Source organism: Burkholderia seminalis (assembly GCF_001718535.1).
GTDB lineage: Bacteria > Pseudomonadota > Gammaproteobacteria > Burkholderiales > Burkholderiaceae > Burkholderia > Burkholderia seminalis.
Genome location: NZ_CP013400.1, coordinates 991,478 through 1,014,017 on the forward strand (window position 1 = coordinate 991,478; position 22,540 = coordinate 1,014,017).

At 67.2% G+C, this 22,540-nt stretch carries 19 protein-coding genes; 12 read left to right on the forward strand and 7 right to left on the reverse strand.

The features are described from left to right. The first annotated feature begins 50 nt into the window (after window positions 1–50). The 5 genes from folC (at window position 51) to WJ12_RS25290 (ending at window position 5,710) form a co-directional block, all read left to right on the forward strand. On the forward strand, window positions 51–1,361 hold the full coding sequence (gene folC / locus WJ12_RS25270) for a bifunctional tetrahydrofolate synthase/dihydrofolate synthase (protein ID WP_059558341.1): 1,311 nt from the start codon (window positions 51–53) through the stop codon (window positions 1,359–1,361). 29 nt (window positions 1,362–1,390) lie between these two features. Continuing rightward, entirely contained in the window at window positions 1,391–2,188 is a 798-nt protein-coding gene (locus WJ12_RS25275) for an SPOR domain-containing protein (RefSeq protein ID WP_069245915.1), read from the forward strand. Between the two features lie 4 nt (window positions 2,189–2,192). Then, window positions 2,193–2,687, forward strand: coding sequence for a CvpA family protein (locus WJ12_RS25280; RefSeq protein WP_034185820.1), 495 nt, complete (start codon window positions 2,193–2,195; stop codon window positions 2,685–2,687). Window positions 2,688–2,738: 51 nt separating this feature from the next. Next, window positions 2,739–4,271, forward strand: coding sequence for an amidophosphoribosyltransferase (gene purF, locus WJ12_RS25285; RefSeq protein WP_034185821.1), 1,533 nt, complete (start codon window positions 2,739–2,741; stop codon window positions 4,269–4,271). Window positions 4,272–4,519: 248 nt separating this feature from the next. Next, a complete protein-coding gene (locus WJ12_RS25290) occupies window positions 4,520–5,710 on the forward strand; it encodes an O-succinylhomoserine sulfhydrylase (protein ID WP_059558338.1) in 1,191 nt (396 codons plus the stop codon). A gap of 106 nt (window positions 5,711–5,816) precedes the next feature. On the opposite strand, the gene WJ12_RS25295 is transcribed toward WJ12_RS25290, so the two are convergent. From WJ12_RS25295 to WJ12_RS35265, 4 genes are all read right to left on the reverse strand, one after another. Further along, window positions 5,817–6,779 (reverse strand): NAD-dependent epimerase/dehydratase family protein, encoded by a 963-nt coding sequence (locus WJ12_RS25295; protein WP_059558335.1) that lies wholly within the window; start codon window positions 6,777–6,779, stop codon window positions 5,817–5,819. Next, a complete protein-coding gene (gmd, locus tag WJ12_RS25300) occupies window positions 6,766–7,812 on the reverse strand; it encodes a GDP-mannose 4,6-dehydratase (RefSeq protein ID WP_034185824.1) in 1,047 nt (348 codons plus the stop codon). Before gmd ends, WJ12_RS25295 begins: the two co-directional genes overlap by 14 nt. A gap of 35 nt (window positions 7,813–7,847) precedes the next feature. Then, window positions 7,848–8,912: an acyltransferase family protein gene (locus WJ12_RS25305; RefSeq protein ID WP_034185825.1), complete on the reverse strand. Its 1,065-nt coding sequence runs from the start codon at window positions 8,910–8,912 to the stop codon at window positions 7,848–7,850. A gap of 75 nt (window positions 8,913–8,987) precedes the next feature. Continuing rightward, window positions 8,988–9,380, reverse strand: coding sequence for a hypothetical protein (locus WJ12_RS35265; RefSeq protein WP_082744714.1), 393 nt, complete (start codon window positions 9,378–9,380; stop codon window positions 8,988–8,990). Window positions 9,381–9,403: 23 nt separating this feature from the next. Here WJ12_RS35265 and WJ12_RS25310 point away from each other — a divergent pair, with 23 nt between their 5' ends. From WJ12_RS25310 to WJ12_RS25320, 3 genes are read left to right on the forward strand one after another with little or no spacing between them, the layout of a single operon-like run. Beyond that, the gene (locus WJ12_RS25310) at window positions 9,404–11,596 is read left to right on the forward strand and encodes an NHL repeat-containing protein (protein ID WP_059558334.1); all 2,193 of its coding nucleotides are present in this window, start codon (window positions 9,404–9,406) and stop codon (window positions 11,594–11,596) included. Window positions 11,597–11,636: 40 nt separating this feature from the next. Continuing rightward, window positions 11,637–13,103, forward strand: a complete 1,467-nt coding sequence (locus tag WJ12_RS25315; protein ID WP_034185827.1) for a flippase — start codon at window positions 11,637–11,639, stop codon at window positions 13,101–13,103. Then, window positions 13,100–15,565 (forward strand): glycosyltransferase family 4 protein, encoded by a 2,466-nt coding sequence (locus WJ12_RS25320; protein ID WP_034185828.1) that lies wholly within the window; start codon window positions 13,100–13,102, stop codon window positions 15,563–15,565. Before WJ12_RS25315 ends, WJ12_RS25320 begins: the two co-directional genes overlap by 4 nt. 343 nt (window positions 15,566–15,908) lie before the next feature. Here WJ12_RS25320 and WJ12_RS25325 read toward each other — a convergent pair whose 3' ends face one another. Further along, on the reverse strand, window positions 15,909–17,087 hold the full coding sequence (locus tag WJ12_RS25325) for an acyltransferase family protein (RefSeq protein WP_034185829.1): 1,179 nt from the start codon (window positions 17,085–17,087) through the stop codon (window positions 15,909–15,911). A gap of 216 nt (window positions 17,088–17,303) precedes the next feature. On the opposite strand from WJ12_RS25325, the gene WJ12_RS36495 reads away from it, so the two are divergent. Further along, window positions 17,304–17,447: a hypothetical protein gene (locus WJ12_RS36495; RefSeq protein ID WP_006479318.1), complete on the forward strand. Its 144-nt coding sequence runs from the start codon at window positions 17,304–17,306 to the stop codon at window positions 17,445–17,447. Between the two features lie 228 nt (window positions 17,448–17,675). Then, window positions 17,676–18,563, forward strand: a complete 888-nt coding sequence (galU, locus tag WJ12_RS25330; protein ID WP_034185830.1) for a UTP--glucose-1-phosphate uridylyltransferase GalU — start codon at window positions 17,676–17,678, stop codon at window positions 18,561–18,563. 370 nt (window positions 18,564–18,933) lie between these two features. Here galU and WJ12_RS25335 read toward each other — a convergent pair whose 3' ends face one another. Beyond that, the gene (locus WJ12_RS25335; RefSeq protein WP_059558332.1) at window positions 18,934–20,052 is read right to left on the reverse strand and encodes an acyltransferase family protein; all 1,119 of its coding nucleotides are present in this window, start codon (window positions 20,050–20,052) and stop codon (window positions 18,934–18,936) included. A 257-nt stretch (window positions 20,053–20,309) separates the two neighbouring features. Between WJ12_RS25335 and WJ12_RS25340 the strand changes: the two genes are divergently transcribed. Next, a complete protein-coding gene (locus WJ12_RS25340) occupies window positions 20,310–20,759 on the forward strand; it encodes an HU family DNA-binding protein (protein ID WP_034185832.1) in 450 nt (149 codons plus the stop codon). 293 nt (window positions 20,760–21,052) lie between these two features. Continuing rightward, window positions 21,053–21,844 (forward strand): AadA family aminoglycoside 3''-O-nucleotidyltransferase, encoded by a 792-nt coding sequence (locus WJ12_RS25345; protein ID WP_059558662.1) that lies wholly within the window; start codon window positions 21,053–21,055, stop codon window positions 21,842–21,844. Between the two features lie 63 nt (window positions 21,845–21,907). Here WJ12_RS25345 and WJ12_RS25350 read toward each other — a convergent pair whose 3' ends face one another. Further along, window positions 21,908–22,381: a VOC family protein gene (locus WJ12_RS25350; protein WP_059558330.1), complete on the reverse strand. Its 474-nt coding sequence runs from the start codon at window positions 22,379–22,381 to the stop codon at window positions 21,908–21,910. Window positions 22,382–22,540: the final 159 nt, after the last annotated feature.

A 22,540-nucleotide genomic window follows, 5' to 3' on the forward strand; every position in this document is an offset into this window, starting at 1 on the left:
GCGCGCTTCGTTTTTTGGCGTAGTGGCGGTACCGATCCAGATTTGATCCGATGAGCACTTTCCCCACTCTCGACGCGTGGCTTTCGCACCTCGAACGCGCGCACCCGGTCGGCATCGACATGGGCCTGACCCGTATCGGGCAGGTCAAGGCGGCGCTGCAGCTCGAATTCGCGTGCCCCGTCATCACCGTCGGCGGCACGAACGGCAAGGGCTCGACCTGCGCGTTCCTCGAGACGATCCTCGTGCGCGCGGGCTACAAGGTCGGCTGCCATACGTCGCCGCACCTGCTCGAATTCAACGAGCGCGCCCGCGTGAACGGGCAGAACGTCACCGACGACGAACTGCTGCCGCATTTCGAGGCCGTCGAGGCCGCGCGCACGTCGCTGTCCGCGCCCGTGTCGCTCACGTATTTCGAATTCACGACGCTCGCGATCCTGCACCTGTTCGCGTCGCGCGGGCTCGATGCGGTGATCCTCGAGGTCGGCCTCGGCGGCCGGCTCGATGCGGTCAACATCATCGATACCGATTGCGCGATCGTCACGAGCATCGACATCGACCACACCGAATACCTCGGCGACACGCGCGAGAAGATCGCGTTCGAGAAGGCCGGGATCTTCCGCGCGGGCAAGCCGGCGATCTGCGGCGATCCGGCCGCGCCGCAAACGCTGATCGACCACGCCGAGGTGATCGGCGCCGATCTGTGGCTGGTCGGCCGCGATTTCCGCTACGAGGCGCAGGCGGGCGCGGAGCGCCAGCAATGGAGCTACCTCGGCCGCGAGAAGCGCTATCCGGCGCTCGCGTATCCGGCGCTGCGCGGCGCGAATCAGCTGATCAATGCGTCGGCCGCGCTCGCCGCGCTGGAGGCGCTGCGCCCGGTGCTGCCGGTGTCCGCGCAGGACATCCGGCTCGGGCTCGCGAACGTCGAGCTGCCGGGGCGCTTCCAGGTGCTGCCCGGCAAGCCGGCGATCGTGCTCGACGTCGCGCACAACCCGCACGCAGCGGCCGTGCTCGAGCAGAACCTCGGCAACATGGGCTTCTTCCCGTACACGTATGCGGTGTTCGGCGCGATGCACGACAAGGACATCGACGGCGTGCTGCAGCACCTGAAGGGTGAGATCGACCACTGGTGCGTGACCGACCTGCCGCTGCCGCGCGCGGCCTCGGCGGAGCAGCTCGAAGCCGCGCTGCGCAAGGCCGGCGTGGAGGAGGGGCCCGATTCGAGCGTGACGCGTTACGCGTCGCCGGCAGAAGCGTTTCGCGATGCACTAAAAAGAGCATCCGAGAATGATAGAATCGTGGTTTTCGGCAGTTTCCATACGGTTGCCGGCGTGCTGGCCTACCGTAAATCGCAGCAACACTGACTGACGGGCAGTTTCGGACTCAGCCATTCATGGGAATTTTCTCGTTCGGCAAAAAAGACGACGACGCGCCCCCGCGGCGCGGCGGTCGCACCGGGACCTCCCGGAACGTGCGCACGGAGCGCACCACCGAGCGCGTCGAGCGCCGCTCGCGCCGCACCGAGCGTCCGGAATCGGACGCACTGCTCCTCGATCCGACCCTTCCAGAAAAGCAACGCGCGCGCCGTCGCCTCGTCGGCGCGATCGCGCTCGTCGTGGCGGCCGTGATCGTGCTGCCGATGGTGCTCGATTCACACCCGAAGCCCGTCACGGACGACATCGCGATCGACATCCCGAACCGGCCCGCGCACCAGGCGGTCGCGCCGCGTGACGACGATGCGGCCGACGTGCAGGCAGGCGTCGCGTATGACGAACCGCCGGCATCCGACACGGCCGTTGCGGCCGCGCCGGCACCCGTACCGGCGCCCGCGCCCAAGCCGGCCGCGAAACCCGATACGACGACCACGGCGAGCGTGACGCCGCCGAAGCCCGCGCCGAAGCCCGCGCCCGTCGCGAATGCCGACGTCGCGAGCCCGGACAGCGGCGACGCGTCGTCGCCGGCATCGCCGGCCGGTGCGCGCTTCGCGGTGCAGCTCGGTTCGTTCAAGGACGACGCGACGGCCCGTTCGTGGGCAACCAAATTGAAATCGGCGGGCGTGCCCGCATATGTCGAGCATCGCAAGCAGGCGGACGGCAGCACGGCTACACTGTTGCGTGCGGGCCCGTTCGCGGATCGCTCGGCGGCCTCCGCCGCGATCGCGAAGGTGCGCGAAGCCGGGTTGACGCAGTAACACGATGCTGACGGCTTTCGACTACGCTGTATTGGCGGTGATTGTGTTGTCGGCGCTGCGCGGGGCGTGGCGCGGCTTCGTATCGGAGATATTCGGGCTGATCGGCTGGATTGCGGCGGTCGTGATCGCGGGCCGCTACGTCGGGCTGGTCGTGCCGTACATTCCGGCGAACTGGCCGGGCGGCGCGCTGACGCAGTGGGTGATCGCCTTCGCGCTGCTCGTGATCGGCGTCGTGCTGGTCGCCGGTGTCGCCAACGCGCTGCTGTCGCGGATCGCGCAGGCCAGTGGCCTGGGCGGCGTCGACCGCTCGCTGGGCATGATGTTCGGGCTCGTCCGCGGCTGTGTGCTGGTGGTGCTGCTGGTCGCGGCGGCCGGGCTGACCGAACTGCCCAAACAGGATTTCTGGCGCAATGCGCTATTGCGTCCTTTCGCCGAACAGGGCGTGCACGAGCTGAAGCAGCTCCTGCCCGACGGCATGGCCCAGTACGTACGCGTGTGACGACGCGGCTGGGCAGGACGGAACCGTTTTTGTCATTCTGAAGGACATGCCATGTGCGGCATCGTAGGCGTTATCTCCCAATCCCCGGTCAATCAGCTGATCTATGACAGCCTGCTGCTGCTGCAGCATCGCGGTCAGGACGCGGCGGGCATCGCGACGGCGGACGGCAGCAATTTCCACATGTACAAGGCGAACGGCATGGTGCGCGACGTGTTCCGCACGCGCAACATGCGCAGCCTGCCCGGCACCTACGGCATCGGCCAGGTGCGCTACCCGACGGCCGGTTCGGCGTCGAGCGAGGCCGAGGCGCAGCCGTTCTACGTGAACGCGCCGTTCGGGATCATCCTCGCGCACAACGGCAACCTGACGAACTGGCAGCAGCTGAAGGACGAGATGTTCCGGATCGACCGCCGGCACATCAACACCAATTCCGACAGCGAAGTGCTGCTCAACGTGTTCGCGCACGAGCTGCAACTGTCGACCACCGGCCTCGAGCTCGATCCGGCGTCGGTGTTCAAGGCGGTCTCGGGCGTGCATCGCCGCCTGGAGGGGTCGTACGCGATCGTGTCGCTGATCGCCGGCTACGGCCTGCTCGCGTTCCGCGATCCGTTCGGCATTCGTCCGCTCTGCATCGGCAAGCTCGAGACCGAGCACGGCACCGAATGGATGGTCGCGTCGGAATCGGTGGCGGTAGAAGGCATCGGTTTCGAATTCGTGCGCGACCTGGAGCCGGGCGAAGCGATCTTCATCGACAAGGCCGGTAATTTCCACAGCCAGCAGTGCGCGGAGAACCCGACGCTGAATCCGTGCATGTTCGAATACGTGTACCTTGCGCGTCCGGATTCGTGCCTCGACGGCGTGCCCGTCTACAACGTGCGCCTGCGCATGGGCGACTATCTCGCCGAGAAGATCAAGCGCGAGCTGCCGAACGTGCCGATCGACGTCGTGATGCCGATTCCCGATTCGTCGCGCCCGGCCGCGATGCAGGTCGCCGCGAAGCTCGGCGTCGAGTATCGCGAAGGCTTCTTCAAGAACCGCTACGTCGGCCGCACGTTCATCATGCCGGGGCAGGCCGTGCGCAAGAAGTCGGTGCGCCAGAAGCTCAACGCGATGAGCATCGAGTTCAAGGACAAGAACGTGCTGATCGTCGACGATTCGATCGTGCGCGGCACGACCTCGCATGAAATCGTGCAGATGGCGCGCGATGCGGGCGCGAAGTCGGTGATCTTCGCGTCGGCCGCGCCGCCCGTGAAGTTCCCGAACGTGTACGGCATCGACATGCCGACGCGCGGCGAGCTCGTCGCGCATGGCCGCACCGACGAGGAAGTCGCGAAGATGATCGGCGCCGACCACCTGATCTACCAGGACGTCGACGACCTGCGCCGCGCGGTGCGCGACATCAACCCGAAGCTCGAGCGCTTCGAGGCATCGTGCTTCGACGGCAACTACATCACCGGCGACGTGACGCCCGAGTATCTGGATGCGATCGAGCGCGCGCGTCTCGCGCCGGCGTCGCAGGCCGATCGCGATACGGCCGGCGACACCGAACGTTCGCAGATGAACCTGCAGCTGTCGGTCGAGTGACACCGGCGCACGCTTGTATCGAGGCGTGATAGGATGTGGCCTTGCGTCGATTTGATATCAGCTTGCGGACGCGGGGCACCTTCCCAAAACAGCTAAAGCGAAGGCCGGCGGCAGCCGGCCCGAGTCGATCGCTGTCGTACCGCACCGAAGCCCGCTGATGCCGACGCATAGCGGGCTTTTTGTTTTTTTGGCCTGGTTTTGATCTGGCCTGCGCGACGCGCGCGGCCATCGGATACGGAAAACGGAACATGGACGACTCCCTCAACTTCGACACGCTTGCCGTGCGCGCAGGCACGCTGCGCAGCGACTTCAACGAGCACTCGGAAGCGCTGTTCCTCACGTCGAGCTTCTGCTTCTCGAGCGCGGCCGATGCGGCCGAGCGCTTCGCGAACTCGGAAGACTACTTCACCTATTCGCGCTTCACGAACCCGACCGTCACCATGTTCCAGGAGCGTCTCGCGGCGCTCGAGGGCGGCGAGGCGTGCATCGCGACGGCGTCGGGGATGGCCGCGATCATGTCGGTCGTGATGTCCGCGCTGCAGGCGGGCGACCACCTGGTCAGCTCGCGCAGCCTGTTCGGCTCGACGCTCGGGATGTTCTCGCAGATCTTCAGCAAGTTCGGGATCACGACGACCTTCGTCGACCCGACCGACCTGAACGCATGGCAGGAAGCCGTGCGGCCGGAAACGAAGATGTTCTTCCTCGAGACGCCGTCGAACCCGCTGACCGAACTCGCCGACATCGAGGCGATCGGCAAGATCGCGAAGGCCGCGAACGCGCTGTTCGTCGTCGACAACTGTTTCTGCAGCCCGGTGCTGCAGCAGCCGCTGAAGCTCGGCGCGGATGTCGTGATGCACTCGGCGACGAAATTCCTCGACGGGCAGGGCCGCGTGCTCGGCGGCGCGCTGGTCGGCTCGAAGGAATTCATCATGGGCAAGGTGTTCCCGTTCGTGCGCAGCGCGGGCCCGACGTTGTCGGCCTTCAACGCATGGGTGCTGCTGAAGGGAATGGAGACGCTGTCGCTGCGCGTCGAGAAGCAATCTTCGAACGCGCTGGAAATCGCGCGCTGGCTCGATTCGCATCCGGCCGTGGCGCGCGTGTTCTATCCGGGCCTCGAATCGCATCCGCAGCATGCGCTCGCGAAGCGCCAGCAGAAGGCGGGCGGCGCGATCGTGTCGTTCGAGCTGAAGGGCGACACGCCCGAGCAGCAGCGCGCGAACGCCTGGCGCGTGATCGACAGTACGAAGCTGGTGTCGATCACCGGCAACCTCGGCGACACGCGCACGACGATCACGCATCCGGCCACCACGACGCACGGCCGCATCACGCCGGAAGCGCGCGCGGCGGCCGGGATCACCGAAGGGCTGATCCGCCTGGCGGTCGGCCTCGAGCACGCAGCCGACGTTCGCGCCGATCTGGCGCGCGGCCTCGAGGGCTGAGTCGAGCGGCCGGTTTCCGGGCCGGCATGAATGACACGGGCCGCTCGAAAGAGCGGCCCGTTGTCGTTTCGGCGCACGCGACGGCGCGTGCGATTCGTTGCCCGGTTCAGCCGGCGTGCGCGGGCGGCGTGTCGCGCATCGCGTCGACCATCCATCGCAGCGTTTCGTCGAGCGGCGTGACCGGCAAGTCGCCCACCGCGCGCCGCAGCTTGTCGCGCGACCCGCTCAGGCTTTTCACCTCGTTGTGCCGCACGAAGCGCGGATCGATCGTCACGTCGATCACGTAACCGGCGATGCGCGACAGCATCGCGAGCACTTCCTTCAGCGAATACGCGCGCTCCGAGCACACGTTGAACGTCTCGCCGGCCGGTGCGGCTTCGACCAGCTTCAGATAGGCGGCCGTCACGTCGCGTACGTCGGAGAAATCGCGGCTCACGTCGAGGTTGCCGAGCGAGATCCGCGGGGCGTTGCGCGCGTAGTGCGCGACGAGCTTCGGCAGCAGGTAGGCGTCGCTCTGGCCGACCCCCGTGTAGTTGAACGGCCGCGCGATCACGATCGGCAGCCGGTCGGCCCACAGCTTCGCCGCATATTCCATCGCGAGCTTGCTGACCGCGTAGTCGTTCGCCGGGGCCGGCGCGACGGTTTCGTCGAGCACGCCGGCCGTCGAGTTGCCGTAGATGTTCGCGCTGCTGGCCAGCAGCACGGCCGACGGGCGGCGGTCGAGGCCCGCGAGCGCGGCCAGCAGGTTGCGCGTGCCGGTGATGTTGACCGCGTAGGTCTGCGACGGCTCGTCCTGCGCGACGTGCGCGCGCGCGGCGAGATGCACGACCGCATCGGGGCGCGCGTCGGCCGCGGCCGCGCGCATCGCATCGGCGTCGAGCAGATCGACGGGCAGCAGCGTGCAGTGCGCGAACGCCGGATCGTCGGGCCGCGGCGCGCCGGGCGCGACCGTGCCCCAGACGTCATAGCCGGCCGCCTGCAGGCGTTCGGCCATGTAGCGGCCCGTGAAGCCCGTCAGGCCCGTGACGAACGCACGGCGCGACGGGCGTCCGGTTTCAGAACGTGTCATGGTGTTGGTTCCGCGTCAAATCCGCTTCGACCATCATCTGGCAAAGTTGTTCGAGCGTCGTCTTCGGTGCCCAGCCGAGCTTGGCCTTGGCCTTGTCCGCGCAGCCGATCAGCAGGTCGACCTCGGCAGGGCGGTAGAACTTCGGATTCACTTCGACGAGCACGTTGCCGGTCGCCGCGTCGAGGCCGCGCTCCTGTTCGCCCTTGCCGGCCCATTCGATCTGGTAGCCGGCCGCCGCGAAGGCCATCCGCACGAAGTCGCGCACGGTCTCGGTGCGATTGGTCGCCAGCACGTAGGTGTCGGGCTCGTCGGCCTGCAGCATGCGCCACATTCCTTCGACGTATTCGAGCGCGAAGCCCCAGTCGCGTTTCGCATCGAGGTTGCCGAGCTCGAGGCGCGTCGCCTTGCCGAGCTTGATCTTCGCGATCGTGTCGGTGATCTTGCGCGTGACGAACTCGCGGCCGCGCAGCGGCGACTCATGGTTGAACAGGATGCCGCTGCTGCCGAACAGGCCGTACGACTCGCGGTAGTTCACGGTCATCCAGTGCGCGTACAGCTTCGCGACGCCGTACGGGCTGCGCGGATAGAACGCGGTCGTTTCGGTCTGCGGAATCGCCTGCACCTTACCGAACATCTCCGACGTCGACGCCTGGTAGAAACGCGTTTTCGGGCTCACGACGCGGATCGCCTCGAGCAGGTTCAGCGGGCCGATGCCGGTCACCTCGGCGGTCGTCGCCGGCTGGTCGAACGAAACGCCGACGAAGCTCTGCGCGGCGAGGTTGTACAGTTCGTCGGGCTGCGTGCGTTCGAGCAGGCGCAGGCTCGAGCCGGCGTCGGTCAGGTCGTGTTCGACGAGCGTGAGGTTCGGGTGCGTGTCGACGCCGAGCTCGGCGATGCGCCAGAAATTCACCGAGCTGGTGCGGCGGTAGGTGCCGGTGACCTCGTAGCCCTTGTCGAGCAGCAGCTTGGTCAGGTACGCACCGTCTTGGCCCGAAATCCCGGTGATGATGGCCTTCTTGCGAGTTTGGCTCATGGCGTTGTCCTGGTAGAAACGATGGATGGTGAAATTCAGGCGGTCGTGCCGGCGGCTGCCGGCAGCGCGCGGCGTGCGGGGCCGCGCGTCAGGCGTCGTTCGAAGCCGTACCAGCTCAGGGTCGCGTAAGCGAGCGTGATCGCCAGCGCGAGCGCGGCCGTGACGAAACGGTTCAGGTGCAGCGGCCAGAGCGCATACAGCACGCTCAGGTGGATCAGGTACACGGTGTAGCTGACGGTGCCGACGTAGACGAGCATCGGGTTCGTCAGCACGCGTTGCACGAGGCCGCGCCCGCGCAGCGCGATCACGACGATCGACGTGCACAGCAGCAGCGAGATGCTGTAGAGCGCCGCATTCGACAGCGGCGTGTTCGCGGCGCGAAAGCGCGGGAACGACAGGTGCAGCCAGCCGAGGATCGCGAGCGACACGAGCGCGCCGACGATCGCGAGCGGGTAGAACGGCTCCAGCGCGCGCCGGTCGCGGCGCAGCACGATCGCGAGCAAGGCGCCTGCCGCGAGCAGGTCCATCCGGAACGGCGTCAGGTAGTAGATCGGCCAGAACGAATCGAACCACGGCGTCGCGATCGCGCGCAGCACCGGCGCGGCGACGATCAGCGCGGCGGCGATCCACAGCAGCGCGCGCTCCGAGCACCACAGCACGACGAACGGCCAGAAGATGTAGAACTGCTCCTCGACCGCGAGCGACCACAGCACGTTCAGGCTGTCGTGGCCGATGCTGCCGAGCGACAGGCCGATGTTGGTCGAGAAAAATGCAAACCACGGCCAGTGCGGCAGCCAGCTCGCGCCGAACAGGAGCGTCGACACCACCAGCAGCAGCACGTACGGCGGCAGGATGCGGCGCACGCGGCGCGCATAGAAGTGGCTGAAGTACGACTGCCCGCGCGCCTTGCGATCGAGCAGGATGCCGGTGATCAGCAGGCCGCTCAGCACGAAGAACAGGTCGACGCCCATCCACAGCGGCGCTTTCAGCGCGTGCTGCAGGAACACGGCGCCCACCGCGATCGCACGCAGCCCGTCGAGCTGCACGATGCGGCCGTGTTGCGGCGGGGTCAGGTCGGCGGTTCGCGAGGTGCCCGTCATCGCGCCGCTCCTTTGCGACGCGCGGCGCGGGCCGCGGCGTGTCGCACATCCGATGCGTGAACGTAATGCATGCCTTTAAATGAAATATCGAGTCGAAATCGATTCTAGGGAAAAGAAATCGGCAAAAAAACGCGCGCCATTTATCTGACGGAAAACATTCAAATGCCGATTATTCCGGTCGCGAGATGAAAGATTGACGCCGGAGGCCCGCGGCAGGCGGTGCGGAGCGGCATTTTCTACGCGGTGGCGAGCGCAAGGCGGTCGATATTGCCGTTTTCGGATGCCGATTACTGCATGTTCCGGTTCGATATCTCCGGCAGAAACATCCCCAAATATTTCCAAATTTCTTGTGATTATTTTTGCTTGTAACCTGCATCGCGACGTTTGAAACCCATTTAGCGGCAGGGTGCGCCGGCGGTAATCCGCGGCGGCGCCGGCCGCTGTTGCATCAAGTCTGGAGAAGCGCATTGCGACGTCTGATTCTGGTAGGCATGACGGTAGGCGCGGCGCTGCTGACGAGCACCGCGCCGGCCGAAACGGTGTTGCCCGCGACGACGTCGTGGATCGGCAACACGTTCGGCTATGGCGATGGCAGCTGGACGCAAATCGACATCCGCGCGATCGCGGTGACGCCTGACGGCAAGGTGTATACGAATGCGCCGTGGGACGAGAGCGGGGCCGAGGCGAGCGTCTACCAGGACGGGAAGATGCTCGGCTTCGCCGGCGGCACGCACGGCTGGGGCAATCTCGGCGGCAATGCCATCGCGGTGAACGGCAAGTACGCGTATGTCGCGATCGGCGTCGGCAACGAGCGCGGTCACCTGCAGTCGCCCGGCATCTGGCCGGACAAGGGCAAGCAGTGGTTCGGCATCTCGCGGCGCATGATCGGCGACATGAAGCAGCCCGCGCCGTTTCGCGCGTCGCCGCAGGTCGCGCCGGGCGGGCGCGCCGACGCCGGCCGCGCGCGGATGGCCGCGAGCTTCATGATGATGAACGAGGTACCGGCCCCCGCGCGCTCGGAAGTGGGCGAGGCGAAGGCGGAAGTGGGCGGCCTCGCGGCCGACGACAAGACGTTGTTCGCGACGAATCCGTCGCGCGACGTCGTGGATGTCTACGACGCCGAGACGATGCAGCAGAAGGGCACGTGGAGCGCGCACGAGCCGGGCCGCATCGCGCTCGCCGGGGACGGCACGCTGTGGCTGCTGACCGATACGCTGACCGGGCCCGCGCATCTCGTGCACGTGCGCGCCGACGGCCGCAAGCTCGACGATGCGCCCGCGCTGCCGGAAGGCACCGACGCCGTGGACGTGGCGGTCGACGCGAAAGGGCGCGTGCTCGTCGCGGACAACGGGCCGCGCCAGCAGATCCTGATTTTCTCGAAAGGCGGCAAGGGTTATGCGCAGTCCGGCACGTTCGGCGAGCGCGGCGGCATTTTCGCGGGCCCCGTGCCGGGGCGTCCCGGGCCGCAGCGCTTCAACGGGCTGACGGGCGTCGGCGTCGACCGCGCGGGCAACATCTACGTGTCGATGAACGGCATCGGGCCGCGCCACGACACGATCGGCGCCGGGCTCGGCGCGGTGCTCGAAAGCTACACGCCGGACGGCAAGCCGCGCTGGCAGGTGCAGGGGCTGCTGTTCGTCGACGGCGCGTGGCTCGACCCCGCGCGGCCGAACAGCGTGTACACGGGCAACAAGCGCTTCGAGCTCGACCTGTCGAAGCCGCCGGGCCAGGACTGGAAATACGTCGGCTTCCTGTCGAACCGCTTCAAGTATCCGGACGACCCGGTGTTTCACACCGATCAGTATCCCGGCATGCCGCTCGCGCGGCGGCTCGACGGCCGCACGTTCCTGTACCTGACCGACATGTACGCCGATCACCTGAAGATCTACCGCTTCGACGCGAAGCGCGACGGCGAGGTCGCGATTCCGTCGGGCCTGATCGCGGGCCGCGCGCGGCCGGTCGACAAGGTGCCGAACAAGCCGCCGGGCGGCGACTGGCTGTGGCGCGACGCGAACGGCAACGGCCGGCTCGACGCCGACGAATTCACGACCAACACGACGACCAAGGCGAGGGCGGGCGGCTGGGGCTGGTGGGTCGACACGAAGGGCGACATCTGGCGCACGAGCGACGTACGCGGCATTCACCGCTTCGCTTACGGCGGGCTCGACAAGGCCGGCAACCCGGTCTACTCGTACGACAAGGTCACGACCTACCCGATGCCGCAGCCGTTCACGCAGCTGCGCCGCGCGATCTACGACGCGCAGACCGACACGCTGTACGTGACCGGCTACACGGCCGATGCGCCGCCGCAGCCGGGCATCAACAAGGAAGTCGGGCGCGTGCTGGTGCGCTTCGACAAGTGGTCGACCGGCTCGCCCGTGGTGCGTTACACGGTCGCGCTGCCGTGGCAGCTCGATGCGAAACCGATCCTCGACCTGATCGGGATCACGGTCGAGGGCCGCTACATCTTCACCGTGGAGCCGGTCGGCAAGATCCACGTGTACGACAAGGACACCGGCAAGGAAGTGGGCGTGATGAGCCCGGGCGCCGAGGTCGGCAAGGCATCCGGCTGGGTCGACGTGCCGTTCGGCATCAGCGCATTCCGGCGCGAGAACGGCGAATACCTCGTGTTCGTCGAGGAAGACGCGCGCGGCAAGGTGCTCATGTATCGCTGGAAACCGTGACGGGCGGCGCGCCGTCGTCGACGTCACTCAAGGCTCAAGCATGGACAAAGGCATACTCAAGAACGTTTCGATCAACTTCATCGGGCTGATCCTGCCGACCTTCGTGTCGCTGGTGACGGTGCCCGCCTACATCCACGCGCTCGGCGTCGAGCGTTATGGCGTCGTCAGCCTCGTGTGGACGCTGATCGGCTATTTCGGGATCCTCGATCTCGGGATGAGCATGGCCGCGCAGAACCACATCTCCAAGGCGCTCGCGAGCGGCAATGCCGACGAAAGCGCGCGCGTGTTCTGGAGCGCGTTCTGGCTGAATCTCGGCACCGGCATCGTCGGCGGGCTGCTGATCTATTTCGGCGCGTTCGTCTACACCGCGTACTTCACGAAGGTGTCGGCCGCGATGCAGCACGAGGTGTATCTCGCGTTGCCGTGGCTCGCGCTCGCGATTCCGCTCGCGAACGTGTCGTGGGTGTTCGCCGGCGCGATCAACGGCGCCGAGCGGTTCGGCGTGTTCAACACGAACCAGACGATCGGCACCTTCCTGTTCCAGCTGCTGCCGCTCGGCGCCGCGTGGTGGATCGCGCCGAACCTGCAGACGGTGCTCGCGGCGGCCGTCGTCGCGCGCCTGATCGCGGCGGTGATGCTCGGCCAGGCCAGCATCAAGGTGCTCGGCATCCGGCGCATCGATCCGCCGCAGTGGGGCACCGCGAAAGGGCTGTTCAACTTCGGCGGCTGGATGCTGATCGCGAGCACGACCAGCATGATCGCCGACACGCTCGACCGCGTGATGCTCGGCGCCGGCATGGGCGCGAAGTTCGTTACCTACTACACGGTGCCGCAGAACCTCGTCACGCGCCTGAACATGCTGCCGAACGCGCTCGTGCGCACGCTGTTCCCGCGCCTGTCGGCGGTCGGCCGCGACCATGCCGACACGCTCGCGCGCCAGTCGCTCGAATTCCTGAACGGCGTGTTCACGCCGGTCGGCATCGTCGCGATCTTCGCGCTCGCGCCGTTCCTCACGCTGTGGGTCGGCGCCGATCTCGCCGCGCATTCGGCGCCGGTCGGCCGCGTGCTGGTGATCAGCGTGTGGCTCGTCGGCCAGGCGAGCGTGACGCGGATCCTGATCCAGTCGCAGGTCAATCCGGCCCGCGCGGCATTCGCCGGGCTCGTCGAGATGCCGTTCTTCGTCGGCGGCCTGTGGTTCGGCATTCATCACTTCGGGCTGATCGGCGCGGCGGTGGTCGTCGCGGCGCGCGCGCTGGTCGACTACGGCGTGCTGCTGTACCTGTCGGCGATCCGGATGCGCGCGATCGTGCTCGACATGCTCGCGCACCTCGCCTTCCTGCTGGCGAGCCTGTTCCTGGCGCAGGCATGGCCGGGGCTCGGCGAGTCGATCGGCATGTGCGCGGTCGTACTGGTGCTGAACGTCGCGTGGTCGCTCACGATGACGCCGGGGTTGCGTGCGCTCGTGCGCGACCTGTTTGTCCGTCTCAATGCGAGGAAAACCGTATGAATCGCGATCTGGCGGAACACGCCGTATTGAATCTCTCCACGGCCGATGCCGCCGTGGCCGAAGCCGGCGACGTCGCCGCCCTGCGCCGGCCCGTGCCGGCCGGGCGCGCCAGCGCGCGGCAGCCGTCGCGCGCGCTGCGCGTGGCGATCGTCCACGACTGGCTCGTCACCTATGCCGGCGCCGAGCGCGTGCTGGAGCAGATCGTCGCGTGCTTTCCCGACGCCGACCTGTTCAGCCTCGTCGATTTTCTCGACGACCGCGCATTCGTGCGCGGCAAGCCGGTGACGACGTCCTTCATCCAGAAGCTGCCGTTCGCGCGCACCAAGTACCGCGGCTACCTGCCGCTGATGCCGCTCGCGATCGAGCAGCTCGACGTGTCCGAGTACGACCTCGTGATCTCGAGCAGCCACGCGGTCGCGAAGGGCGTGCTGACGGGGCCGGACCAGGTGCACATCAGCTACGTGCATTCGCCGATCCGCTACGCGTGGGACCTGCAGCACCAGTATCTGGAGCAGTCGAATCTCACGCACGGGCCGAAATCGCTGCTCGCGCGGATGATTCTCCACTACATCCGCAACTGGGACACGCGCACCGCGAACGCGGTGGACGGCTTCGTCGCGAATTCCGCGTTCATCGCGCGACGCATCAAGAAGGTCTACCACCGCGACGCGGCGGTGATCTTCCCGCCGGTCGACGTCGACGCGTTTTCGCTGAACGCCGACAAGGAGGATTTCTACCTGACCGCGTCGCGGATGGTGCCGTACAAGAAGATCGACCTGATCGTCGAGGCTTTCTCGCACACGCCCGAGCGCAAGCTCGTCGTGATCGGCGACGGCCCCGAGATGCAGAAGATCCGCGCGAAGGCCGGCCCGAACGTCGAGATCATGGGCTATCAGCCGTTCGCGGTGCTGCACGACCGGATGCGGCGCGCGAAGGCGTTCGTGTTCGCGGCCGAGGAGGATTTCGGGATCTCGGTCGTCGAGGCGCAGGCGTGCGGCACGCCGGTGATCGCGTACGGCAAGGGCGGCGCGCTCGAGACCGTGCTCGACCCGCAATCGAACCCGAACCCGACCGGGCTGTTCTTCGACGAGCAGACGCCGCACGCGATCGTCGCGGCCGTCGACGACTTCGAGCGCGCGCCGCAGCGCTTCACGCCGGGCGCCTGCCGCACGAACGCGGAGCGGTTCTCCGCCGATACGTTCCGGCGGCGTTTCCTCGACTACGTGGAGGCGGCGCTGCCCGGTTCGACCGCGCAGCGCGGCACGGCGATCGCACCGATGCCGGCCGCGCGCGGCCCGGCGACGCTCGTGCTCGACCAGAGCGGCGTGCTCGGCGGCGCCGAGCTGTCGCTGCTCGAGATCATGAAGCACATGCGCGCGAACGCCGACGTGCTGCTGTTCGACGACGGCCCGTTCCGCGCGGCGCTCGACGAGATCGGCGCGCGTGTCGACGTGGTCGACCAGGGCGCGCTCGCCGGCGTGCGCAAGCAGGGCGGCGTGTCGTTCGGCGCGGTGAAGCAGCTCGTGCGGCTGGTGCGCGACGTCGCGCGCCGCGCGCGCCGCGCCGAAGTGATCTATGCGAACACGCAGCGCGCGATGGTCGTCGCCGCGCTGGCCGGGCGGCTCGCGCGCAAGCCGGTCGTCTGGCATCTGCGCGACATCGTCAGCACCGACCATTTCGGCAGCAAGCAGTTGCTGGCGATCAAGTATTGCGCACGGCTCGGCGTGACGCGCGTGATCGCGAACTCCGACGCGTCCGCGCAGGCGTTCCGCACGCTGACGGGCTTCACGCCGCAGCACGTCGACGTCGTGTTCAACGGTATTTCGGCCGAGCCGTTCGACGCGCTGGAAGGCGTCAACCCGGCCGCGCTGCGCACGCGCCTCGGGTTGCCCGAGCACGCGTGGCTCGTCGGCTCGTTCAGCCGCCTCGCGCGCTGGAAAGGGCAGCACGTGCTGCTGGAGGCCGCCGCACGGCATCCCGACATGCACGTGGTGCTGGTCGGCGCGCCGCTGTTCGGCGAGGACGAATACGCGGCGCAGCTGCACGAATTCGTCGCGCAACACGGGATGGACGAGCGGGTGCATTTCCTCGGGTTCCAGCGCGACGTGGCCGCCTGCATGACGGCGGTCGACGTCGTCGCGCATACGTCCATCACGCCGGAGCCGTTCGGGCGCGTGATCGTCGAAGGGATGCTCGCGCGCCGGCCGGTCGTCGCGGCCCGCGCGGGCGGCGTCGTCGAGATCATCGAGGACGGCGACAACGGGCTGCTTTGCGAGCCGGGCGATGCGATCGCGCTGGCCAGCGCGCTGGAGACGCTGAAGCGCGACGGTGCGCTGCGCGAGCGGCTCGTCGCGAGCGGGCGCGCGACGGCGGTGCGCCGCTTCGGCACCGAGACCTATGTGGAGCGCGTCGAGAAGATCCTTGCGGATACGGCGAAGGCCGCGAAGGCGAAGAAGCGGTAGCCGTTGCCGGCGCGCGCCGGCGGGAAACGAGCCCTCATGCGGCGGTGCGCCGCGTGAGGGCTTTGCTTTTCAGCGGGCATGATGGGTCCGGCGAGCGCCGGGCCGGGCGGTTTGCGGTGCGCATGACGCGCAAGACCGGACGATCGCGTCTGGATGGCGATCATGAAACGGGGCAGCCGCGCGGCGGAAACCGGCCGGGAACGGCATGGGCGGGCCCTGGCGCGGTCGGACGGCGGCAGGCTGCCCATCCCCGCACAACCCGGCATGCAACCGCGTGCCGGCCATGAAAACGCCCCCGCACGGCGACACGCCGCACGGGGGCGCCGATACCCGGCCGACTGCGTCAGACGGCCCGTTCGGGCCCCGGCGCGACGACGCGGGCCGGGCGCGTCGGCTTGAAGCTGGCCGACCACATCATCGCCGGCCGTTCGAACAGCCGGTAGAACAGGTACGCGACGGGGATCGCGGCGGCCATGAACGCGAACGACGGCCAGATCGACAGCTGCAGCTCGGAGTGGAACAGCACCGAGCCGAGGCAGACGAACAGCGGCAGGTGGACGAGGTACAGCGAGTAGCTGAAGTCGCCGAACCAGCTCAGCACGCGCAGCGGCGGCGTCGGGCGCGGCGGGCGGGCGAGCGCGCGGTACAGGAAGCACGCGAAGCCGGCCGACCACAGCTGGAACGCGCCGTACTGGCCGAAATGGAACGCGCCGCAGCCGGCGGCCAGCAGCACGGCGGCCGCGGCGTACCACGCGCGCGACGGCACGGGGGCGGCCGCGCCGCGCGCCTGCTGCGCACGCACGTCGGCGATCCATGCGCCGATCGTCCAGGACAGCCAGTACGACGTGAAGAACTGCAGGTCGTGCCGTTCGAGCAACCACGCCGACGCGACGTTGACGAGCGCGATCGCGGCCACGACGGCCGGCATGCCGATGCGCCGGCGCAGCGCGAACAGCAGCGGGTAGATCGCGTAGAACTGCACCTCGAGCGACAGCGTCCACAGCGCGCCGTTCGACCCGTACGTGTAGCCGGCCACGCCTTGCAGCGAGAACAGGTTCACGAGGAACGCGACGATGCCGACGTCGCGGATCTTGTGGCTGACGGGCTCGATCTGCAGGCTGACCGAGTCGAGCGCGAGCGTGAACAGCAGCGCCGCGAGCAGCACCGGATAGATGCGCGCGAACCGGCGCACCCAGAAGTTCGGCGCGTCGAGCCGGTACGCGGGATTGGCCGCGAGCTTGAGCGCCGCGTTGCGGTGGATGCAGTAGCCGCTGATCACGAAGAAGATCGGCACGCCGGCGGAGCCCCACGCGAACGGGAAGGTCAGGTAGCCGGCGATCACGCCCGGGTTCAGGGCATGACCGTAAGCCTGATGGAAGCTCTGCATGCCGACCCAGACGACCTGCCGGCAGTGGAAATAGGCGACGAGCAGCGCCGCGAAGCCGCGCATCGCGTCGATCACGTGTTCCTTGTGATCGGTGACGGGCGGCGCGGCCAGAGACGATCCGCTGAAAGCTTGCATGCGATTCGATTCCTTGCGACGGATGGAGGGGAAGTTTCACCCCATCGTAATGCGCAAGAATTCGATCAATGAATAAAAAAATCTTGCCCGGAAATAACGGTTTTCCACATGATGGATTTATCCCGGTCTGAAAGCGGTTCCGCGGGCGCGTCAATTATTTACCGATTTTTTTCTGATAGTTTGAAGCTCCAGATGATTGATGCAAGGAGCGGCAAGATGGACATGCATTGGATCGCGAGCGCTGCAGTACTGCTGGTCATGGCCGTGCTGTCGGCGTACCGGGAGGCGCTGAAGAACGAACCGATTCGCCCGGGTCTCGAACGGGGCGGCGTGCCCTATATCGAGGAATTCGAATCGTAAGAATTTGTATCCGGAAAATCGGTAATTTGTTTCTGTATCGGCACTCGGTCCGGCAATATCGACCGAATGGAAGGGATTATATTTTTTCGGAATCATTGGGCAATCGTCCATATCGATAATGAGCGGAGTGGAATTGGCAGTGCCGTCGATTCTCGATATGCCGTTCGGAACACAATCGCGCCGGGTCGCGGGTCGACGCGGCGCAGTCAACGCAATCAGGATGCGAACATGTTGAAAGTCACCAAGGCCGTGTTCCCCGTTGCCGGTCTCGGCACGCGGTTCCTCCCGGCAACGAAGGCGAGCCCGAAGGAAATGTTGCCCGTCGTCGACAAGCCGCTGATTCAGTACGCGGTCGAGGAAGCGATCAACGCCGGTATCACCGAGATGATCTTCGTGACCGGGCGCAGCAAGCGCGCGATCGAGGATCACTTCGACAAGTCGTACGAGATCGAGGCCGAACTCGAGGCGCGCGGCAAGGAAAAGCTGCTCGAACTGGTGCGCGGCATCAAGCCGAGCAACGTCAACTGCTTCTACGTGCGCCAGCCGGAAGCACTCGGTCTCGGCCATGCGGTGCTGTGCGCGGAGAAGCTCGTGCACGGCGAGCCGTTCGCGGTGATCCTCGCCGACGACCTGCTGCATGGCGAGCAGCCGGTGCTCAAGCAGCTCGTCGACGTGTTCGACCACTATCACAGCTCGGTGATCGGCGTCGAGACGATCGCGCGCGAGGACAGCCGCTCGTACGGCGTCGTCGAAGGCCGCGAATGGGAAGAGGACGTCATCAAGCTGTCGGGCATCATCGAGAAGCCGGCGCCCGAAGATGCGCCGTCGAATCTCGGCGTGGTCGGCCGCTACGTGTTCATGCCGACGATCTTCGATCATCTGCGCAAGCTCAAGCCGGGCGCCGGCGGCGAACTGCAGCTGACCGACGCGGTCCAGTCGCTGCTCGCGAACGAGCAGGTGCTCGCGTATCGCTACTTCGGCACGCGCTTCGACTGCGGCAGCAAGATCGGCTATCTCAAGGCGACCGTCGAGCTCGCGCTCCAGCATCCGGAAGTGAGCCGCGAATTCGAGGCCTACCTGCGTACCTGTTTGCCCGCGCTGGCGGCTGTCGCATAGGCCGCTGCGCGCTCCGTCGTTTCAGGTGGTGGTTGTTCCGTTGGCCCCGGCCGCTCAGGCGCCGGGGCTTTTTTGCGTCCGCACGTGCGTGCGCGGTCGTGGTGCGCGAAGGCGGTGTGTCGTACCGGATTCGGGCGTGGGGCGCGGGGGCGCGGTACCGGCGCGGTGGTGCGCCGCGGCTGAAACCGGTGCCGAAGGACTGGCTCGGGCACGTGCTTCGGCGGTTCAGCGAGCGTGACGCACATGACGTGCGCGCGTGAAGGCGTCGGGCCGGCGGGTGTCGCGAGATGAAGCCGCGCCGCTCGACGAGTGCCGGGCAGCGCGAAGGCGGCGCCGTCTTTCTGTTGGCCCGGGGGCGTCTGCGTGACCTTCAGCGCGGCGACGCGCTCGGTTGCGTGGCGAAGTGCCGGGCGAGCATCGTGGCGATCGGCTTCTTGAAGTCGAGCAGCCGCTTTTCGAGATAGCGCCAGGACAGGTGCGCAAGCAGCACGGCGAAGGCGAATTGCAGCATCTCGGGCAGTGCTTCACGGACGAATGCCGGCATCGGCATGTGCGCGAGGGACGCGGGCAGCACGCCGAAGCGCGTCGGAATCAGGTTGTGGAACAGGTAGAAGCCGTAGCTGATCGTGCCGAGATAGACGAGCGGGCCCCAGTCGAGCAGCGCGACGACGGGGTGGTCGGGCTCGCTGACGAGCCACAGCATCAGCGCGCCGAGCGACGCGGACAGGCCGAGGTCCGCGAGCCCCGCGACCGCGTCGGGCAGCGTCGTGCACGCGGGCAGCACGAGGAAGAACACGACGCCGGCCGCGCCGAGCCAGCCGGGCGGCACGCGACGCACGGCGGCCGTGCCGCGATCGGCGAGCGCCATCGCGCCGACGCCGCCGAGCGCGATCAGTGCGAAATTCCACGGGGAAAACGCGTAGATCAGCACCGGCGACGCATCGGACAGGTAGAGCGCGAGATGCGCGAGCGCGCACAGCGCGACGGCCGCGATGCCGAGCGCGACGTGTCGCGCGGCCGGTACCGCGAGCAGCGCGAGCGGCGCGATCAGGTAGAACTGCTGTTCAACCGCGAGGCTCCAGAAGTGCGACGTGGAGCCGGGCCAGCCGTCCTTCACGACACCGATCCAGTAATTCGACAGGAACACCGCGTGCCACGCGAGTCCCAGGTTGACGCCGCGCTGGTAGAACAGCGCGTGCGCGATCGCGAGCGCGGCGAGCAGCAGGTAGTACACGGGAAAGATCCGCAGCGCGCGCTTCGCGAGGAACAGCGCGAGCGCGTGGCGGCGCGTCATGGTGCCGCGTTCGACGGCCTGGCGGTTGCGATGCAGCTCGCCGACGATCAGGAATCCGCTGATGAGGAAAAACGTCCACACACCGAGCTTGCCGACGTCGACGGCAAGGACGTGGCCCTTGTGGGACAGGAAAACGAGGATGACGGCGAGGGCTCGCAGGCCGTCGAGTCCTTTGACGTATCTGACTTCGCGCATGGAGGCATCCGGGCATTGAGCGTGCCCAGTATAGGTGCGCAAATATCGAACGTAATTCGCGTTCCGACGTATACGTGAAGGCGTTTTTTGATGCTCGAGCGTCGATGAAGTCGGTCGCGCGCAACAAAACCTGCGGGAAACCCCGCGAAAACGCATAAAAGTACTGCACGAAGCGTCAAGGCGCTTGTAGAATCCGGCGTTGAAGCGCGCGCGTTGCACGCTTCGTGTATCCAACGACCACACCTGGTAGGAGAAACATGGCGACTTCCGCAAAAAAGGTGGCCAAGAAGGCTGCCGCACCGGCGACCAAGAAAGTGGCTGCCAAAAAGGCTGCGCCCGCGAAGAAAGTAGTGGCCAAGAAGGCTGTCGCGAAGGCAGCACCGGCTGCTCCGACGCCGCTGAAGGACAAGTTCACGAAGGCATCGCTCGCAACGCACATCGCTGAGCGCGCAGCTGTCGAAGTGAAGGCGGTCAAGGCAGTGCTCGCCGCACTCGAGAACGTCGTGCTGGGCTCGGTCCACAAGAAGGGCGCAGGCGAATTCACGCTGCCGGGTCTGCTGAAGATCACGGCACAAGTCGTGCCGGCGAAGAAGAAGCGCTTCGGCAAGGATCCGTTCTCGGGCGAAGAGCGTTGGTTCCCGGCGAAGCCGGCCAGCGTGCGCGTGAAGGCTCGTGCGCTGAAGAAGCTGAAGGACGCGGCAGCGTAATGCCGCGCAACGACTGCCGAATACGTGTCGGCAGCCGTTGCGGAGTCCAGCGATCCCCGTACGCGAAAGCGTGCGGGGATTTTTATTGTGCCGCGCCACCCGCGCGGCGGCGAAGCGGCGGCGCGGCGACGATGCGCGCCACGACGTGCGACGCGCGTTGCATCGCGTGCCGCCCACGCGCGATACCGAAGGCGAACTGCGAACCGCAGTGGCGCCGGACGCGGTTTCGCCGCAGCCCGGCCATGCGCCGCTCGCGCCGCGGCCGTTGCGTGTGCATCGCAACGCGCGCAGTCGTGACTGAATTCATCCCGGACGAAATCGCCGGACAGGTCGGCACGGCACGCGCCGCGATCGAGCGGCATCTCGGCGCAACGCTGGCAGCCATCCACCTGTTCGGATCGGCGCTCGACGGCGGCTTGAAACCGCGCAGCGACATCGACCTGCTGGTGACGGTGGCGGCGCGACTCGACGAAACGGTGCGGCACGCGTTGATGCACGATCTGCTCGCCGTGTCGGCGCCGCCGCACGGCGCAGGCGGCTTGCGCGCACTGGAGGTCACCGTCGTCGCGCACGGCGACGTGGTGCCGTGGCGTCATCCGGCGCGGCGCGAACTGCAGTTCGGCGAATGGCTGCGCCGCGATCTCGAGGCCGGCATCGTCGAACCGCCGCTCGTCGATCACGATCTGGCGATCCTGCTGACGAAGGCGCGGCAGCACAGTGTCGCGCTGGCCGGGCCGCCCGCGGTCGCGCTGTTCGAGCCGGTGCCCGCGCGCGATTTCGCCGCCGCGCTGCTCGATACCGTTGCGCAATGGAACGCCGAGCCGGACTGGCGCGGCGACGAGTGCAACGTGGTGCTCGCACTCGCGCGTATCTGGTACAGCGCCGCGACCGGCACGATCGCTCCCAAGGACGTTGCCGCGGCATGGGTGCTGGCGCGCCTGCCGGACGCGTATCGGCCGGTGGTGGCCGCCGCGCGCGACGCCTATCTCGGGGGCGACGCAGGCGCGGCAATCCTGGCCGGCGAACCGCTCGCCGCCTTCATCGGCTACGCACGGCGGGCCGTCGAGTCGATGCTGCGGGCGTAGCGGCGGATGCCGGTCGTGCGATCGGCGATCGGTCACGCATGCGCCGCAGCCCGGCGGATGTCGTCAGCCCGCCGTGCCCGCGAAGGCGGCTTTCAACGCGGCGTCGTCGAACTTGACCATCCGCATCATCGCCGCGGCCACGCGCGCCGCCTTGACCGGGTCGCGGTCGGCCATCATCGGGATGAGCGCTTCCGGAACGATCTGCCACGACACGCCATAACGATCCCTCAGCCAGCCGCAGGCGTCGGCCGTGCCGCCGTTGTCGATCAGCGCGTTCCAGTAGCGGTCGAGTTCCGCCTGGTCGGCGCAACTGACCAGCAGCGAGATCGCGTGATTGAACGTCTCCGTGCGCGGGTGGCTCATCGCGAAGAACGGCTGGCCGAACAGTTCGAATTCGACCATCCGTGTGCCGTCGGTGCCGGGTACTGCCGTGACGCGCACGATGCGCGAATCCGGAAAGATGCCGGCGTAGAAGGCCGCTGCTTCTTCGGCTTCCGTCGAATACCAGAGGAAGGGCGTGATCTTCTGAATCGTCATGGCGTATCTCCTGTATGAATGGGGCGACGCGCGAATCGCGTGCCGCCATCGACACGACGGACGACGATTGCCGAAATCGACACGCTGCGGCACATCGCGATCGCACCGGACGAGCGGCGCCGGCGGTGCGGAGGATAGTCGCTCGGCGAACGGATGGCG

Coding starts and splice junctions, on each gene's coding strand:
- folC (WP_059558341.1), top strand. CDS start 51: ATGAGCACTTTCCCCACTCTCGACGCGTGGCTTTCGCACCTCGAACGC.
- WJ12_RS25275 (WP_069245915.1), top strand. CDS start 1,391: ATGGGAATTTTCTCGTTCGGCAAAAAAGACGACGACGCGCCCCCGCGG.
- WJ12_RS25280 (WP_034185820.1), top strand. CDS start 2,193: ATGCTGACGGCTTTCGACTACGCTGTATTGGCGGTGATTGTGTTGTCG.
- purF (WP_034185821.1), top strand. CDS start 2,739: ATGTGCGGCATCGTAGGCGTTATCTCCCAATCCCCGGTCAATCAGCTG.
- WJ12_RS25290 (WP_059558338.1), top strand. CDS start 4,520: ATGGACGACTCCCTCAACTTCGACACGCTTGCCGTGCGCGCAGGCACG.
- WJ12_RS25295 (WP_059558335.1), bottom strand. CDS start 6,779: ATGACACGTTCTGAAACCGGACGCCCGTCGCGCCGTGCGTTCGTCACG.
- gmd (WP_034185824.1), bottom strand. CDS start 7,812: ATGAGCCAAACTCGCAAGAAGGCCATCATCACCGGGATTTCGGGCCAA.
- WJ12_RS25305 (WP_034185825.1), bottom strand. CDS start 8,912: ATGACGGGCACCTCGCGAACCGCCGACCTGACCCCGCCGCAACACGGC.
- WJ12_RS35265 (WP_082744714.1), bottom strand. CDS start 9,380: ATGCGCTTCTCCAGACTTGATGCAACAGCGGCCGGCGCCGCCGCGGAT.
- WJ12_RS25310 (WP_059558334.1), top strand. CDS start 9,404: ATGACGGTAGGCGCGGCGCTGCTGACGAGCACCGCGCCGGCCGAAACG.
- WJ12_RS25315 (WP_034185827.1), top strand. CDS start 11,637: ATGGACAAAGGCATACTCAAGAACGTTTCGATCAACTTCATCGGGCTG.
- WJ12_RS25320 (WP_034185828.1), top strand. CDS start 13,100: ATGAATCGCGATCTGGCGGAACACGCCGTATTGAATCTCTCCACGGCC.
- WJ12_RS25325 (WP_034185829.1), bottom strand. CDS start 17,087: ATGCAAGCTTTCAGCGGATCGTCTCTGGCCGCGCCGCCCGTCACCGAT.
- WJ12_RS36495 (WP_006479318.1), top strand. CDS start 17,304: ATGGACATGCATTGGATCGCGAGCGCTGCAGTACTGCTGGTCATGGCC.
- galU (WP_034185830.1), top strand. CDS start 17,676: ATGTTGAAAGTCACCAAGGCCGTGTTCCCCGTTGCCGGTCTCGGCACG.
- WJ12_RS25335 (WP_059558332.1), bottom strand. CDS start 20,052: ATGCGCGAAGTCAGATACGTCAAAGGACTCGACGGCCTGCGAGCCCTC.
- WJ12_RS25340 (WP_034185832.1), top strand. CDS start 20,310: ATGGCGACTTCCGCAAAAAAGGTGGCCAAGAAGGCTGCCGCACCGGCG.
- WJ12_RS25350 (WP_059558330.1), bottom strand. CDS start 22,381: ATGACGATTCAGAAGATCACGCCCTTCCTCTGGTATTCGACGGAAGCC.